The organism is Caballeronia sp. RCC_10 (assembly GCF_041360715.1).
GTDB classification, from domain to species: Bacteria; Pseudomonadota; Gammaproteobacteria; order Burkholderiales; family Burkholderiaceae; genus Caballeronia; species Caballeronia grimmiae.
In genome coordinates, this window is sequence record NZ_JBFUPT010000001.1 from 355512 (window position 1) to 367459 (window position 11948).

Sequence of the window (11948 nt, forward strand, 5' to 3'; positions counted from 1 at the left end):
TCGTTTCCTGTTTAGCGATGAATCAGCGCGCGACGGCCGCCGCGCCCGCGACCTGCTCGATCGCCTTCTCGATGCGCGCGAAGCCTTCGTCGAGATCGGCCATCGGCATGATGAGCGAGGGCGCGAAGCGGATTACGTTCGGCCCGGCGATCAGCATGATGATGCCGTTCGCCGCTGCCGCGTTGAGCACGTCCTTCGCGCGGTCCTTGTAGGCATCAGCCAGTTCCGCGCCGATCAGAAGGCCGCGACCGCGAACCTCCCTGAACATGCCGAAGCGCTCGTTGATGCGTTCGAGATGCGCCCGGATCGCCGCGCCGCGCACGCTAACGCCTTCGAGAAGTTTCGGATCGCTGATCAATTCGACGACCTTCTCCGCAATCGACGCGCCGAGCGGATTGCCGCCGTATGTCGTGCCGTGCACGCCGACCTTGAAATGCTGCGCGATGGCGTCGGTGGTGAGCATCGCACCGATCGGGAAGCCGTTGCCGAGCGCCTTCGCGGTGGTGAGGATGTCGGGCGTCACGCCGTATTGCATGTACGCGTACAAGGTGCCCGTGCGGCCGACGCCCGTTTGCACTTCGTCGAAAATCAGCAGTGCGCCGTGCTTGTCGCACGCTTCGCGCAAGCCCTTCAGGAACGCGGGATCGGCGGGCAGCACGCCGCCTTCGCCCTGCACCGGCTCGACGATCACCGCGCAGGTTTTGTCGCTGATGGCATCGAGCGCCTGCGCCAGATCGTTGTACGGCAGATGACGGATGCCTTGCGGCTGCGGGCCGAAGCCTTCCGCATACTTCGGCTGACCACCGACGCTCACGGTGAAGAACGTGCGCCCGTGAAACGACTGCGTGAACGAGATGATCTCGATCTTCTCCGGCCCGAACTTGTCGATGGCGTACCGGCGCGCGAGCTTCAGCGCCGCTTCGTTCGCCTCGGCGCCCGAGTTCGCGAAGAAGGCGCGATCCGCGAAGGTGAGATCGGTCAGGCGTTTCGCGAGACGCAACACCGGCTCGTTGGTATAACCGTTGCCGATGTGCCAAAGCTTGTCGCCCTGTTCGTGCAGCACCTTCAGCAATTCCGGATGCCCATGCCCGAGCGCCGTCACCGCGATGCCGCCGGCGAAATCGACATAATCGCGTCCTTCGGTGTCCCAGACGCGCGAGCCGCGGCCCCGGTCGGGCACGAAACTGGCCGGCGCGAATACCGGAACCATTACTTCGTCGAACGTACCGCGATTCACATTGATGTCGGTCATGAGCCACTCCTTTTCTGGTTCGTGCTGCACGGGTCGTGCGCCGTGCTGATCGCGCACTGCAATGCTTTCGATATTAAGCAATCGCACGCGTTCCGTCTTGCGCGTTCGCGACATGCTTCGATGGCCTTCGCCGCGCCTTCAGCACGTGCCGGGGCGCTCGATCAGCGCGCCGCCGCGCGGCTCGTCCACTGCGCCGCCGCGCTGCTTTTCGATCCAGTTGCGGCGTTCCTCGCGCGGCGTCACGCCGAAGCGGTCGCGGTACGCATTGGAAAAATGCGCCGCCGATGAAAACCCGCACGCGAGGCTGATCTGCACGACGGACTTGCTCGTGCGCTGCAGTTGCGTGCGTGCTTTGGTGAGGCGCAGATCGAGGTAGTACTTCGACGGCATCGCGCCGAGATATTGCCGGAAGAGCCGCTCCAGTTGCCGTCGGGAAATGCCGACGAGCGTCGCGATCTCATCGGTGGCGAGCGGGTCTTCGATGTTCGCTTCCATCAGTTGCAACGCATCGTTCAGGCGCGGATGCCGCTCGCCCGGGGCGGTCACGAACGGAATACGCTGACGCTCGGTGCCCGCGCGCAGCACGCCGATGCCGAGCGAATCCGCGATACGCTCGGCGAGATCCTGGCCGTGATCGCGTGCGATCATCGCGAGCATGAAGTCGATGCTCGCCTGACCGCCCGCGCAGGTCGCGCGATCGCGGTCGATCTCGAAGATCTGCTGCGTGACGATGGTGCGCTCGAACTGCTCCGTGAACTGCTGATACGTCTCCCAGTTCACCGCGACGCGATATTGAGCGAGCTGCCCAGCCATCGCGAGCCACCAGACGCCGTGATGAATGCCGGAGACGAGCGGCGTGCGCGGCGCGACACGCGCGAGACTCGCGAGAAAGAGCCGGTAGTCCGCGAACTGCTGATAGCGTTCCGACACGACGATGAGCCAGTCGCATTGCAGCGCGTCGTTGAATGCGCAATCGGCGGGAAGCTGCGCGCCGCCGGAAAGCGGCACGGCGCGCCCGTCCCACGAACACACGCGCCACTCGTAGAGACGATGACCGTCGATTTCGTTGGCGAGCGCGAGACTGTCGATGATCGGCCCGATGCCGCTCATCGAGACCGGCGGAAGAGCGACGATCGCCACTTGCAGCGGCCCGCGCGCCGGGCCCGATGGACTTGCCACGTTACTTGAGGCTGCCCGACAGGAACTGCCGCAGACGCTCGCTCTTCGGCTGCGTGAGCACCTCGGACGGCACGCCCTCTTCTTCCGTGCGCCCCTGATGCAGGAACATCACGTGATTGGACACGTTGCGCGCGAAGCCCATCTCGTGCGTGACGACGATCATCGTGCGGCCCTCTTCCGCGAGCTTCTGCATGACCTTCAGCACCTCGCCGACGAGTTCGGGATCGAGCGCGGACGTCGGTTCGTCGAAGAGCATGACGTCGGGGTGCATCGCGAGCGCGCGCGCAATCGCCACGCGCTGCTGTTGTCCGCCCGAGAGATGCGACGGATACTGCTTCTCGACGCGCGGCGGCAGGCCGACCTTCTCCAGATACTCGCGGGCGCGCTCCTCGGCTTCCTTCTTCGAGATGCCGAGCACGTGAATCGGCGCTTCCATCACGTTCTCGATGGCCGTCATGTGCGACCACAGGTTGAAGTGCTGAAAGACCATCGCGAGCTTCGTGCGCACGCGCTGAAGCTGCTTGTGATCGGCGACATCGAGATTGCCGTGACGATCGGTCTTCGTGCGGACGGCTTCGCCATCGACGACGATCTGCCCCGCGTTCGGCTTTTCCAGAAAATTGATGCAGCGCAGGAACGTGCTTTTGCCCGATCCGCTCGCGCCGATGATGCTGATGACATCGCCCGCACGCGCCGACAGCGACACGCCCTTGAGCACTTCGTTATCGCCGTAGCGCTTGTGAATGTCCTGTGCGGCGAGTTTCGTCGCGACGTCTGTGGGCTTGGGCTCCAACGCTTTCTCCTCGGGTGATGATGGGTTCGCCACGATTGCGGATTCTAACGCCCGTCAATGCGCGGCCGGCCGCAAATAAGCAAGCCAGCGGCGCTCGGCCCGCCTGAACGCGGCGACGAGCGCGAATGAAACCGCGAGATACAGCAGCGCCGCGACGCCGAACGAGCCGAACGATTCATAGGTTGCCGAATTCACATCGCGCGCCACCTTCAGGATATCCGGCACGGTAGCAGTGAAGGCGACAGTCGTCGCATGCAGCATCAGGATCACTTCGTTGCTGTACAAAGGCAAGGCGCGGCGCAGCGCGGACGGCAGGACGATGCGCCGGTACATCGTGAACGTGCCCATGCCGTACGCGCGTGCGGCTTCGACTTCGCCGTGCGGAATTGAGCGGATCGCGCCGGCGAAGATTTCCGTCGTATAGGCGCACGTGTTCAGCGCGAACGCGAGCACCGCGCAGTTGAAGCCGCTTCGGAAGAACGCTTCGAGCAGCGACTGGCTGCGGATGAATTCGAGGCTATACATGCCCGTGTATAGCAGCAGCAATTGCACGTAGAGCGGCGTGCCGCGAAACACGTAGGTATAGAGGCGCACGGGCGTCGAGAGCCAGCGGCGTTTAGACACACGCGCGCACGCGAGCGGCACCGACGCGCAGAAGCCGATCGCTATCGACACCGCCAGCAGCCACAACGTGACGACGAGACCCGAGGCGTGCATGCCATCGGAGTACAGAAACGGACGCCAGTATTCGGCGAGGATCGGGATCATGGCGGCTCCGTCGTCAGAGGTCGGCGTGACGCACGCCCGTCGAGTAGCGGCGCTCGAGCGTCATCAGCACGAGGTTGGATGCGGTCGTGATCGCCAGATAGATGAGCGCGGCCACGAGCACGAAGAAGAACATGTTGAAGGTGCTCTTGCCGGCGTCCTGCGCCGCCTTCACGACATCGGCGAGACCGATGATCGACACGAGCGCCGTCGCCTTCACCAGCACCTGCCAGTTGTTGCCGATGCCCGGCAGCGCGAAGCGCATCATCTGCGGAAAAAGGATGCGGCCGAACACGCGCATGCCGCTCATGCCGTACACGGTGCCCGCTTCCAGCTGGCCGCGCGGCACCGCGAGGAATGCGCCGCGAAACGTCTCCGTGAAATACGCGCCGTAGATGAAGCCGAGCGTAAGCACGCCGGCCGTGAACGGGTCCATGTCGAACTGCTCCCAGGCGAACGCGTCGGTGACTTGATTGATCGCGATCTGGATGCTGTAGAAGAGCAGCAGCATCAGCACGAGATCGGGCACCGAGCGAATGAGCGTCGTATAGGCAGTCGCGATGCCGCGCAGCAAGCCGTGCCGCGACAGTTTCGCCGACGCGCCGGCGAGCCCCAGCAGCACCGATACCGCGAGAGAAAGCATCGCGAGCGCGAGGGTTTCCTTTGCGCCCGCCCAAAGCAGCGGGCCATAGCCGTACAGCGTCACGAGCGCCTCCTTCGTTTCCGTCGTTCGATGGGAGGCGATCGTCGCAAGCCGAAATAAACGCTCAAACGAGGCGGCGCTGGTTTATTGCAATGCAGCAAACGGCCATTCGTGGACGCGCGGGGCGCCCGGCCCACTGCACACGCGCCGCCGCCGCGTTATCGCCGTCGAAACGTCGATCCGCGCGGCGCGCGGAATCTATGCTTTTGCGTCGCTTTTTCGATAGAAGATGCGCCCTAATCGCGCGCACTGCCCCGCACGACCTGCACCACGTGCCCGTTCGCCACGGCGATTTCCGGACTTTCCTGCAACAGTGGCAGAAACCGCTCCGCAAAAGCCGCATCGCGGGTTTCGGCCCGGAACATCGCGGCGACCGCCTTCGCATGGGCGATGCGCGCATCGGGCGTGGCTTCGCTGTCGTCGAGAACGTCGTCGATCGCCGCGATCAGCGTCGACAACGGAGCAAGCCAGCGATACGCGCTGCCGTTGATGACGATTTGCAGAAACTCGCCCGGCGACACCGGCCCGAACTCAGCCTCGTGCCGCACGCGCAAGTGCGCCAGCACGGCGCGATGCAGTCCGAGCAGCGGATGCCGCACGTCGCGAAGGAAGGATACTGCGGTGTGATCGTCCATGAACTTTGCCTTGTTGGAGTTAGCTGGTGCGCGTCTCGCCCGCATAACGGACGAAGTCGGCGGCGGAAAGCGGCGGCGAGAACAGCCAGCCCTGCCCGAACTGCGCGCCGCGTGCGCGCAGATACGCGGCCTGTTCCTCGCGCTCGATGCCCTCGGCGATCACCTGCACGTCGAGGGTCGCCGCCATCTCGATGATATGCGACGCCACGCTGCTCGACGCGACGTCCTGTCCGACGGTATCGACAAACGACTTGTCGATCTTCAGCCCGTCCACGCTGAACGATTGCAAGTGCGACAGGCTCGAATAGCCCGTGCCGAAATCGTCGAGATAGACCGCGTGGCCCGCGCGGCGAAACGCGCTGATGACGTCCTTCGCGGCGTCGGCGTCGAGGAACGCGCGCTCGGTCGCCTCGATGCGAATCTGCTGCGGCCGCACGCCCTGCTGTTCGATGGCCGGGCCGAGCACGTCGAGAAAACGATGCGTCGTCAGGTCGGAAGCCGAGAGGTTCACGGAAATGTAGTAATCGTCGTAGTGCCGGAGAAACTCGCCGAGTTCGAGCAGGACAGTGTCGAGCACCTGATCGGTGATCGCCTGGATCAGCCCGCCATGTTCCGCGAGCGGAATGAAATGATCCGGCCGCACGATGCGGTCGTGATGCTTCCAGCGCACAAGCGCTTCGGCGCCGACGCATCGGCGCGTGGCGAGATCGACGATCGGCTGATACGCGACGATGAACTGATGCCGCCGCACGGCGTCGCTCAACTGACCGCGCGGCGAAATCCTGCGCACGACGAAATACGCGGCCCAGCACGCACAGGCAAGACCGACCGCGACGCCGCCGAAGAGCCATCCCCAGGGCAGCGAGCGCACGCGTTGCCGCCATGTTTCGCGCGGCACGCTGACGATGACCGCGAGCGGCATCGACGCCGACTGGCGCACCGCGACGGCCGAACAATCCGGCGGCGGCTGGTGCTGGCTATAGACGGCGAGAACGGCGGAAGCATCCGTCGCAGGCGTGCCGGCGATCACCCGCCGCGCTTCGGTGTTGATGACGGCGACGCGGCCCTCGGGCGCGAAGTTGGTATCGATGCCATCGACGTAAAGCGACGGGTCGGCGGTGATATAGAAGCCGTCGCGGCCCAGCACGAGCGATTCCTTGCCGCCCGGCAGGCGCGCGAGGCCGTACCACGCGCTGAGGCCGTCGGACGAGCGCCAGTCGGGCGGCGGCAACGTGAGACCATCGAACGTGCCCGCCGATACCGCGCCCAGGAGCGATGAGCATTGCCAGCGGCCGTCGCGATCGTACGCGCCGGCGTCGCGGACCTGGTCGTGCGTGAGCGTGATCTGGCGAAGCGCGTGGAGATACGGCGTCGAGCACGGCGTTTCGTTCACCTTGCCGATTTCGCCGAGCGCGCCCGACAGACGGCGCGTGATGTCTTCGGCGCGATAGAGCGCGGCATCGGCGAGGATGCTCAGGCGTTCGACGCGCTGCTGCCGCTCGCTGCGCGCCGCGACGATCAAGCCGATCCCCGCGGGTGCGAGCGCCGCAGTCCCCACGATGACGATCAGAAGCGCCGCAAGCGCCCCACGTTGAAAGTTGTTCATTGCGTGTCATGGTCGCGCCGCGAAGCGAGCGGCTCTCACGCTGTGGCGCGCGCCGCCGGAGAAGTTTTCGTGTTGCCGGCGCGGGCGGAAGGCCGCGAATGCGAATCGCTACACAAGCGAGTAAGTGTAGAGTCGGGCCGTCACGCGCTTCAACGTTTTAATTCGGCAATAAGTCGCGGTTTTCGTGGTCTGGCGCACGGCCCGCCGCACATTTATTTGACCCGGCGCGGCGTGAGAGAATTCCGGCTTGCGAGCACGCGCGTGCGGCCCTTCTGCGGCCTGGTCGCGCCGTGCAAATCCGTTGCTCGATTCGAAACCGCCATGACTTCATCCAGCGCCCGCCAGCCCGTGATTCGCGACGCCACACCCGGCGACTTCGACGCCATCGCGCGCATCTATTCGCATTACGTGCTCCACGCGCTCGCCACGTTCGAAGAAGCCCCGCCTTCCGCCGATGAGATGCGCGCGCGCCATGCGGCCATCGTCGCCGCTGGCCTGCCTTATCTCGTCGCGGAACTCGACGGCGAGATCACGGGATACGCGTATGCATCGGCATATCGGGCGCGCTCGGCGTACCGGCATACGATCGAAGACTCGGTCTATGTCGCCGATGGCTTCGGCGGGCGCGGCATCGGGCTCGCGCTTCTGTCGGCGCTGATCGCGCGTTGCGAGCGAGGGCCGTGGCGGCAGATGGTCGCGGTCATCGGCAGCAGCGGCAACGCGGGATCGATCGCGCTGCATGCGCGGCTCGGATTCGAGCACGTCGGCGTGCTGCGCAATGTCGGCTTCAAGCTCGGCGGCTGGGTCGATAGCGTGCTGATGCAGCGCCCGCTCGGCATGACGGTTTCCTGATTTTTCCCGATTCGCGAAGTTACCCGCCTTGCCGACCTACACCCTCGCCTCTCCCGTCAGCGCCGAAATCGATATACGCAAAAGTCGCTTCATCGCGCTGGCCATTCCCGTTACTGACCGCGATGCCGCGATGCGCGAACTCGACCGGCTGCGCGCCGAGCATCCGGGCGCGACGCACGTTTGCTGGGCGCTGCTCGCGGGCGGGCAGTCGGGCATGTCCGACGACGGCGAGCCGTCCGGCACCGCGGGCCGGCCCATTCTCGAAGTGCTGCGGCACCATGAGGTCGATGGCGTGCTCGCGGCCGTGGTGCGCTACTACGGCGGCATCAAGCTGGGCGCGGGCGGACTGGTGCGCGCCTACACCGATGCGATCGCCACCGCGATGCAGTCGGCCGAGCGCGTGGAGCGCATCGAGCGCGGGCTGATGAACGTCGACATCGACTATGCCGATGAAGCCCGCGTGCGCCGATGGATCGAGCAGCGCGACGCCGAACTGGTCGACAGCGCCTACGCCATGACCGTACGGCTCGTGGTGCGCATGCCCGCCGCCGAGCGCGAATCCGCCGCCGCGGAGTTGCGCGATCTAACGAACGGCCGGGCGATCATCGAGGTCCACGCGTGAGCGAGGCGCGCGTTTTCAAGCTGACGATCGCGCCGGGGGGGCAGGTCGTCGAAGCGGAGGCCGGCGTTTCGTTGCTTGCGGCGGCGTCGCGCGGCGGGGTGTCGCTGCCGAGTTCGTGCCGCAATGGCACGTGTCGCGCGTGCATGTGCCGGCTGATCGCGGGCGAGATCGGCTATCGCATCGACTGGCCGGGTCTGACCGCCGAAGAGAAAGCCGATGGCTGGATTCTTCCGTGCGTCGCGCTGCCCCGATCGGACGTGACGATCGACCAGCCGGATGCAAAACTCGCCGCCGCCGCGCCGCGTACGGTTCCCTCGCGCGGCTTCTGACGCACACGGGTATTTCGGGATTGTCGTCACGATTCAACGACCTACGATGTGAGTCCCGAACCTCTGCAAGCACATCTTCGCTCAAGGGGGATGCGGAGCGGCTCTCAAAAAGTGTACAATTGCGCTTTGCCCCAATTTCTGGCAGGGCCAGATCAACCGAGATTTCAATGACTAAAGTACTGTTGAAAGAGAACGAGCCTTTCGACGTCGCCATGCGTCGTTTTCGCCGTACCGTCGAACGCACGGGCCTGATTCAAGAACTCAAGTCGCGTATGGCGTACGAGAAGCCGACCACCGAGCGCAAGCGCAAGAAAGCTGCTGCTGTCGCTCGCCTGCGCAAGCAGATCCGTCGCGCGCAATTGCCGAAAAAATTCTATTGATTGACTGATGGCGCGGGCATCGCCCTCGCCTTTTAAGTTTCGGTCAGTACGCCGGAAGTCGGCGGGTCGCGGTTTCGCCAATGCCGTGGCGTTGAGCCACGGGCGAAAGCTCGCGAGTAGCACGCCTGCCGCGTGCGCCCGTCGGAACCGGTTGTCGGAATAGCAAAAAGCCTGCATGAGTCGATGCTCATGCAGGCTTTTTGTATTGTGCGAGGTCCATAGCGACGAGCGGACGAAACGTTGCCATCACCTGGTTGCCATCACTTCGTTGCGATGACCTCATTCGCCTGACGCACAAAAGCAAAGAGCCCGGCTGAACCGGGCTCTTTGCTTGACATCTTGGTTGCGGGGGTAGGATTTGAACCTACGACCTTCGGGTTATGAGCCCGACGAGCTGCCAGACTGCTCCACCCCGCGTCTGAAGAAAAAGATTATAGACCGGACAGGCCCGCGAAGTCAAACAGTCTTTTCATCTCGACGCCGACGCCGTGCCCAATGGCGCACCTTTGCCATCGTTCGAGGCGAGCACCGCATCAAGGTGCGCCCGCGAGAGCTTGCTCAGGAGCGGCAGCAGCAGAGTCGCGACCACTGCTCCGCCCGTCGCGAGCCAGCCGAGCCAGACGAACAGGTGCGTGTAAAGCGGCAGCGAGCGCAGCGGATCGAGATCGCCGGAAGGCATGCGCGCCATATTCGCGACGAGGCTTCCCAAGTACTGCGATACACCCGTCGCCACGAAATACGCGCCCATCATGAAGCCGCCCATGCGAGCCGGCACGTAACGCGCGATCATCGCGAGGCCGAGCCCGGACACCAGCAGTTCACCGAGCGAATACAGCCCGTAGCCGGCCACCATGAACCACGACGACACGCGTCCTTCCACGGCGTATCGACCGCTCAGGCCGAACACGAAGAAGCCGATCGCGACGACCACGAAACCCAGCGCATACTTGCCCGCGACCGGGATATCGCGCCCGCGCCGCGCGCGCCGCGCATAAAGCACGGCGAGGACAGGACTCAGGAACATGATCCAGATCGGATTGAGCGCCTGAAACTGCGCCGCGCTCCAGGTGAAGAGATGAACGCCGCCGATCGAAAACGCCGGGTCGACATTGCGCAGCGCGAAGAGCGTCAGCGACGTCGACATCTGCTGATAGAACACGAAGAAGAGGATCACCTGCATCGTCAGGATCAGCGCGGCGACGAGGCCCGCCCTTTCGCTGCGATCGCATCGCGTGAGCATGTAACCGAAGATCGCCAGAATGCCGAGCCCGGCCACCCACACGCACATGCGTGCCACCGTCTGATGCTGGAGGATGAAGACCGTCGCCGCTGCGAGCGCCACGCCGCCCGCTACGACCGCAGCGAAGTGATTCCAGCGGATCGGCTGATCGTCCGGTGCGGAGCCGATATGCGCAAGCGTGCGATGCATCAGCGCGAAATTGGCGAGGCCGAGCAGCATGCCGCTGCAGCAGACGGCGAACGCGGCATGCCAGCCCCAATGGTCCTTGATCCACGGTGTCGCCAGCATCGACGCAGTCGAGCCGATGTTCACCGCCATGTAATAAATCGTGAAGGCGCTGTCGATTTGCGCGTCATCGCCTTCATAGATGCGGCGCACGAGATTAGCCGCATTCGATTTGAACAATCCGTTGCCGACGACCACCACGCCCAGCGACGCATACAGGAAGCCGAGCGAATCGAACGGCAGCGCGAGCATGAGATAACCAGCGGCGAGGACGACCGCGCCAATCGTCATCGTGCGTCGGGTGCCGAGCACCTTGTCGCCGATCCAGCCGCCAACCGACGGCGCCGCGAAAACGAGCGCGGTGAATGCGCCCCACGTCAGGTTCGCGTATTCATCGGCGAAACCGATTTTGTCGATCATGAACAGCACGAGCAGCGCCGCCATACCGTAATAGCCAAAACGCTCCCACATTTCGATCAGGAAGACGGTCGTGAACGAGCGCGTCCGCGATACCGCGGGCGTTTGATTCTTCATTGGGAAATCCTTCAACAGCGATAAGCAGTGCGTCGCGTTTTCGAGTAACGCGTTCAGAAGTGAGAACGAACATCGCCCCGTAATGGACGATGGCTGCCAGAAACAGGCAATTATCGCCGATCAGGATTCCGCGGCGAGCGCGTATCTTGAAATGCGCTTACGCGGATCAGAAACAGAGAAGCGATGGGCTCAGGCACTCACCCGGCCGGCCGGCGCGCGAACGCCAGCAAGAGGCCAAAACCGATCATGAGCGCCCCGCTCGCGCGATTGAACCATTTCAGTTTGCGTGCGCCGCGCGACAAAGAAGTCAGACGCGCACCGAGCGCGGCATAAACGACGATCGCCACGAGTTCGAGCAGCAAAAAGATGGCGCCGAGGATGGCGAAACTCGTCGCATAGGCCGTGCGATCGACGAACTGCGGAAAGAACGCGGTGAAGACGAGAATCGCCTTCGGATTGCCTGCCGCGACGAGAAACTCCTGGCGCATCAGCCGCGCGACGCCCGCCGGGCCGTCCGCGTCGCCGTTGGGAACGAGCGACGGCCCCGAGCGAATCAGCTTCACGCCGATCCACACGAGATACGCCGCGCCCGCGAGCTTCACCGTCGTAAACAGCGCTTCGGACGCGAGCAACAAAGCGCCGAGCCCAAGTCCCGCGATGGCGATCATGATCGCGAACGCCGCCAGCCGCCCGAACGACGCCAGCACGGAAGCGCGCACGCCTTCGCGCGCGCCGTTCGACAGCGAGAGCATGTTATTCGGCCCGAAGGCCATGTTGATGGCGAAGCACGCCGGAACGAACAACCAGAAAGTCTGAAGCGACACGATGCACCT

The 11948-nt window shown here is 64.3% G+C and carries 13 protein-coding genes and 1 tRNA gene; 4 read left to right on the top strand and 10 right to left on the bottom strand.

The annotated features are described in order from the left end of the window. Positions 1–22 precede the first annotated feature (22 nt). The 7 genes from AB6804_RS01700 to AB6804_RS01730 form a co-directional block, all read right to left on the bottom strand. Entirely contained in the window at positions 23–1252 is a 1230-nt protein-coding gene (locus AB6804_RS01700; protein WP_370884973.1) for an aspartate aminotransferase family protein, read from the bottom strand. Between the two features lie 138 nt (positions 1253–1390). Continuing rightward, positions 1391–2431, bottom strand: a complete 1041-nt coding sequence (locus AB6804_RS01705; protein WP_370884974.1) for a GlxA family transcriptional regulator — start codon at positions 2429–2431, stop codon at positions 1391–1393. 1 nt (position 2432) lies between these two features. Then, the gene (locus AB6804_RS01710) at positions 2433–3224 is read right to left on the bottom strand and encodes an ABC transporter ATP-binding protein (protein WP_035967055.1); all 792 of its coding nucleotides are present in this window, start codon (positions 3222–3224) and stop codon (positions 2433–2435) included. Positions 3225–3278: 54 nt separating this feature from the next. After that, positions 3279–3992, bottom strand: a complete 714-nt coding sequence (locus tag AB6804_RS01715; protein WP_035967056.1) for an ABC transporter permease — start codon at positions 3990–3992, stop codon at positions 3279–3281. 13 nt (positions 3993–4005) lie between these two features. Further along, on the bottom strand, positions 4006–4695 hold the full coding sequence (locus AB6804_RS01720) for an ABC transporter permease (RefSeq protein ID WP_370884975.1): 690 nt from the start codon (positions 4693–4695) through the stop codon (positions 4006–4008). A 233-nt stretch (positions 4696–4928) separates the two neighbouring features. Next, the gene (locus AB6804_RS01725; RefSeq protein WP_370884976.1) at positions 4929–5327 is read right to left on the bottom strand and encodes a hypothetical protein; all 399 of its coding nucleotides are present in this window, start codon (positions 5325–5327) and stop codon (positions 4929–4931) included. A 19-nt stretch (positions 5328–5346) separates the two neighbouring features. Next, a complete protein-coding gene (locus AB6804_RS01730; RefSeq protein ID WP_370884977.1) occupies positions 5347–6933 on the bottom strand; it encodes an EAL domain-containing protein in 1587 nt (528 codons plus the stop codon). A gap of 321 nt (positions 6934–7254) precedes the next feature. Between AB6804_RS01730 and AB6804_RS01735 the strand changes: the two genes are divergently transcribed. The 4 genes from AB6804_RS01735 (at position 7255) to rpsU (ending at position 9116) form a co-directional block, all read left to right on the top strand. Next, a complete protein-coding gene (locus tag AB6804_RS01735) occupies positions 7255–7785 on the top strand; it encodes an N-acetyltransferase family protein (protein ID WP_370884978.1) in 531 nt (176 codons plus the stop codon). A gap of 28 nt (positions 7786–7813) precedes the next feature. Beyond that, entirely contained in the window at positions 7814–8407 is a 594-nt protein-coding gene (locus tag AB6804_RS01740) for a YigZ family protein (RefSeq protein WP_370884979.1), read from the top strand. Next, positions 8404–8736: a 2Fe-2S iron-sulfur cluster-binding protein gene (locus tag AB6804_RS01745; RefSeq protein WP_370884980.1), complete on the top strand. Its 333-nt coding sequence runs from the start codon at positions 8404–8406 to the stop codon at positions 8734–8736. The genes AB6804_RS01740 and AB6804_RS01745 overlap by 4 nt, the downstream gene beginning before the upstream one ends. A gap of 167 nt (positions 8737–8903) precedes the next feature. Continuing rightward, complete coding sequence (rpsU, locus tag AB6804_RS01750; protein ID WP_006999077.1) at positions 8904–9116, top strand: 30S ribosomal protein S21; 213 nt, start codon at positions 8904–8906, stop codon at positions 9114–9116. A 340-nt stretch (positions 9117–9456) separates the two neighbouring features. Here rpsU and AB6804_RS01755 read toward each other — a convergent pair. From AB6804_RS01755 to AB6804_RS01765, 3 genes are all read right to left on the bottom strand, one after another. Further along, positions 9457–9533, bottom strand: a tRNA-Met gene (locus AB6804_RS01755). A 52-nt stretch (positions 9534–9585) separates the two neighbouring features. Beyond that, complete coding sequence (locus AB6804_RS01760) at positions 9586–11115, bottom strand: peptide MFS transporter (RefSeq protein WP_370884981.1); 1530 nt, start codon at positions 11113–11115, stop codon at positions 9586–9588. Positions 11116–11312: 197 nt separating this feature from the next. Next, positions 11313–11939 (bottom strand): LysE family translocator, encoded by a 627-nt coding sequence (locus tag AB6804_RS01765; protein WP_370884982.1) that lies wholly within the window; start codon positions 11937–11939, stop codon positions 11313–11315. Positions 11940–11948: the final 9 nt, after the last annotated feature.

Coding starts and splice junctions, on each gene's coding strand:
- AB6804_RS01700 (WP_370884973.1), bottom strand. CDS start 1,252: ATGACCGACATCAATGTGAATCGCGGTACGTTCGACGAAGTAATGGTT.
- AB6804_RS01715 (WP_035967056.1), bottom strand. CDS start 3,992: ATGATCCCGATCCTCGCCGAATACTGGCGTCCGTTTCTGTACTCCGAT.
- AB6804_RS01725 (WP_370884976.1), bottom strand. CDS start 5,327: ATGGACGATCACACCGCAGTATCCTTCCTTCGCGACGTGCGGCATCCG.
- AB6804_RS01730 (WP_370884977.1), bottom strand. CDS start 6,933: ATGAACAACTTTCAACGTGGGGCGCTTGCGGCGCTTCTGATCGTCATC.
- AB6804_RS01735 (WP_370884978.1), top strand. CDS start 7,255: ATGACTTCATCCAGCGCCCGCCAGCCCGTGATTCGCGACGCCACACCC.
- rpsU (WP_006999077.1), top strand. CDS start 8,904: ATGACTAAAGTACTGTTGAAAGAGAACGAGCCTTTCGACGTCGCCATG.
- AB6804_RS01760 (WP_370884981.1), bottom strand. CDS start 11,115: ATGAAGAATCAAACGCCCGCGGTATCGCGGACGCGCTCGTTCACGACC.